4 protein-coding genes and 1 pseudogene are annotated in these 3,192 nt (G+C 61.1%); 1 reads left to right on the top strand and 4 read right to left on the bottom strand.

The genetic code is table 11. The features are described 5' to 3' along the window. Window positions 1–344 (top strand): annotated as a pseudogene (locus RIF85_RS15295) (dolichol-phosphate mannosyltransferase); the annotation flags it as partial. 103 nt (window positions 345–447) lie between these two features. On the opposite strand, the gene RIF85_RS15300 reads toward RIF85_RS15295, so the two are convergent. From RIF85_RS15300 to RIF85_RS15315, 4 genes are all read right to left on the bottom strand, one after another. Continuing rightward, window positions 448–795 (bottom strand): RNA polymerase-binding protein RbpA, encoded by a 348-nt coding sequence (locus tag RIF85_RS15300; RefSeq protein ID WP_056549551.1) that lies wholly within the window; start codon window positions 793–795, stop codon window positions 448–450. Window positions 796–1,026: 231 nt separating this feature from the next. Next, complete coding sequence (locus RIF85_RS15305) at window positions 1,027–1,971, bottom strand: SPFH domain-containing protein (RefSeq protein WP_309072761.1); 945 nt, start codon at window positions 1,969–1,971, stop codon at window positions 1,027–1,029. A 37-nt stretch (window positions 1,972–2,008) separates the two neighbouring features. Further along, window positions 2,009–2,488 (bottom strand): NfeD family protein, encoded by a 480-nt coding sequence (locus tag RIF85_RS15310; RefSeq protein ID WP_309072762.1) that lies wholly within the window; start codon window positions 2,486–2,488, stop codon window positions 2,009–2,011. Between the two features lie 131 nt (window positions 2,489–2,619). Then, on the bottom strand, window positions 2,620–3,192 hold a 573-nt coding region (locus tag RIF85_RS15315; RefSeq protein WP_309072763.1), incomplete at its 5' end, for a methyltransferase domain-containing protein.

Below are 3,192 nucleotides of genomic sequence, written 5' to 3' on the forward strand. Positions count from 1 at the left end.
ATCGCAAGCTGCTCTCACGCGCCGGTAGCTTGTACTCGCGCACAATGCTTGGTCTGTCGGTGCGCGACATTACCGCCGGCTACCGTGCCTTCCGCCGTGAGACCCTTGAGAGCATTGACCTGTCCACAGTTGATTCCGTCGGATACGGTTTTCAAGTCGATATGACGTTCAGGGTGGCGCTGAAGGGACTGCGCATCGTTGAAGTGCCGATCACCTTCGTCGAACGCGAATATGGCGATTCCAAGATGAGCGGAAACATCGTCTTCGAAGCCATCGCCAACGTCACACGGTGGGGGATAGCCGCGCGGTGGGCGGCACTGACTGGGCGCCCAGCACGCACATAGACATGCCTTCCGTGCTGACAAAGGGACGCGCACCCTAGTTCGGCAGCGTGATGAACAGAAAAAGCCCGGGTACTTCCACGAAGTACCCGGGCTTCCTGCGATATTAGGCGGAGCGGCGCTCTCCGCGGCGCTCACGAAGGATGTTCAGCCGATCCTCGAGGATCTGCTCCAGTTCTTCCATGGAACGGCGCTCAAGAAGCATGTCCCAGTGTGTGCGGACGGGCTTGTCTCCGGAGGTGTCCGGACGCTCCCCATCAACGAGTAGCGCCTCCTTGCCGGTCTTGGAAACCCATACCGGAGGAATCTCTGCTTCGGCGGCGAAGGTTACGAAAACGCGCTCTCCGTCCTCGCAACGGTATTCAACGCGTTGGCGAGGCGCGGGCTCGACACCGGATTCGGTCTCCATACTCTGGGCGCCAAGGCGCATGCCCCGCAGGCTACGGTCGCTCATTTTTTCTCCCTAACTACGTTCGGCATCCTGGATTCCCAGGGCCTCTGCCGCACACTCAAAGTGCACGACGCCACAGCGCTCAGGCCGTGTTACCTCAGGTATAACGCCGTGGAGCGGCCGTCTGTTCCCATTCGGTGCCCACATCCGGCAAACACCCCACTATACCGAAGGGAGGCACGGAATCCCCAATTCGGCCTCTGGACAGGGACGCGCTCCGGTTACGCCGCTGCTTCAGGAACGGGTCCCGTCCTGCACTGTGAAGGGGGAGTCACTCTCAGTATCCTCACGGTCCTGGCCGCCGAGCACGTTGCCGATGCCCTTTAGCGCTTCCCCTACTTCACTGGGGATGATCCACAACTTGTTGGAGTTACCCTCTGCGAGCTTCGGCAGCGTCTGAAGGTACTGATATGCGAGAAGCTTCTGGGACGGGTTGCCCTTGTGGATGGCGTCGAAGACCTTCTGGATTGCCTGTGCTTCGCCGTCGGCCCTGAGAATTGCGGCTTTGGCATCGCCTTCGGCAGCGAGGATCGCAGCCTGGCGTTGCCCTTCAGCCGTGAGAATCTGGGACTGCTTCGTGCCTTCGGCGGTCAGGATGGCAGCGCGGCGGTCGCGCTCGGCCCGCATTTGCTTCTCCATCGAGTCCTGGATGGAGTGGGGCGGATCGATGGCCTTGAGTTCAACCCGTGAGACCCGGATGCCCCAGCGGCCGGTTGCATCATCGAGGACCCCCCGAAGCTGCCCGTTGATCTGGTCACGTGAAGTCAGTGCCTCTTCCAGGTTCAGCCCGCCGACCACGTTGCGAAGGGTGGTGGTCGTGAGCTGCTCTACTGCCTGGATGTAGTTGGCGATTTCGTAGGTAGCGGCGCGGGCGTCGGTGACCTGAAAGTAAACCACCGTGTCAATGGACACGACCAGGTTGTCCTCGGTGATCACTGGCTGCGGAGGGAACGACACAACCTGTTCACGTAGGTCGAGGAGTGGCAGAAGCCGGTCAACGAACGGGATCAGGATGGTAAGTCCCGGCTGCAGTGTTCGCTGGTACTTTCCGAGGCGTTCAACCACGCCGGCGCGGGCCTGCGGGATGATCCGTACGGATTTCACCAGAACGACCAGGACAAAAACGATCAGAACAATCAGGACGATGGTGAGTCCGATTGTGCCTGAATCTGTGAACATGGTTCCCCTTGTGTTGTGGATGGTGCCTGATCGCGGTTCAGGAGGCGGTTATGGGTCCGCTCTCAGCTTGTTGTATACCAACGACGACGGCGGTGGCCCCGTCGATGCGGGAGACAGTAACCCGGCTGCCGGCGGGCAGCGATGACCCGTCCGCGGTACGTGCGGTCCAGGTGTCGCCGCCGATCTTGACGGTCCCGGTCAAAGAGGTCACCGGCTCAAGCGCCAGCGCATGCTCGCCGATGAGCCGGTCGATGTTGCTCAATTGCTCCGCGGATCCGCGCTTGAGGTGCTTCAGCGCCACAGGACGGACGAGGAGCACCATCAGAAGTGAGACTACGCAGAAAATGACAACCTGGATGAAGAAGGTTGCCCCAGCCAGCGCCCCGACGATGCCGGCAAGAGCACCCGTGGCGAGCATGAGAAAGAACAGATCGAGGGTCAGGGTCTCAACCGCGGCGAGCCCGAGCATGAGCACAAGCCACAGGACCCAAGTGTTCTGTACAAGCCAATCGAGCATCGCGGTTCCCCTCAGTTGCGGCCCCGGTCATCGGCGCTCTCATCAAGCCCTGCTGTGTACAAACCGTTGCCTTCTACCATCATGCCAAAACCGAAGCACGAAATATAGCCTTCGGGGAATATCCTGCCTTGTCAGCGCACGGGAGTGCTCTTTTCGGAGTCCTCTTTCCGACGCCTGTGAAAAGTTTGGACGGTAAAGGCCGCAGTGACCCTGAGCCTCTCCGGCAGCGTGTCCATCCGAACGGAGGCACCGTGATGGCCCGCTGGCCCCATTGCCGCAATATTCTGCACGTCCTCCGGCGTCAGGGTCATCGGAAATTCGACAGACCTGCTGGCAGCCAGTGTGAAGTCCGGCGTCAGAGCGGCAGCGACGTCGTCGTCTTTGCCTGAGCGGATGTTCAGGAGGCCTGCAACGTCGGAAATTTCCTGCAGGTGCTGCGGCAGGGGTGTGACGACGATCAGCACGCCGCCTTCGCGGCACACGCGCGCGAACTCGTCCGGATTCCGCGGCGCGAAAATGTTGATCAGCAGATCAACCGATTCGTCCACGACCGGCAGCGGCCGCCAGACGTCCCAGACCAGGCACAGCGCATCGGGGAGCAGCTTCGCCGCCCGCCTCAGGGCAAATTTCGAGATGTCGAGGGCGACGACCGCTGACACCGGCACCTGCCGTTCGAGTTCCCGAAGGTAATAACCAGTGCCGGC

Source organism: Arthrobacter sp. (genome assembly GCF_031179385.1).
Classification (GTDB): Bacteria; Actinomycetota; Actinomycetes; order Actinomycetales; family Micrococcaceae; genus Arthrobacter_D.

What these genes read in the sequence shown, in the direction of transcription:
- RIF85_RS15310 (WP_309072762.1), bottom strand. Translation starts at nt 2,488, where the DNA reads ATGCTCGATTGGCTTGTACAGAACACTTGGGTCCTGTGGCTTGTGCTC.
- RIF85_RS15305 (WP_309072761.1), bottom strand. Translation starts at nt 1,971, where the DNA reads ATGTTCACAGATTCAGGCACAATCGGACTCACCATCGTCCTGATTGTT.
- RIF85_RS15300 (WP_056549551.1), bottom strand. Translation starts at nt 795, where the DNA reads ATGAGCGACCGTAGCCTGCGGGGCATGCGCCTTGGCGCCCAGAGTATG.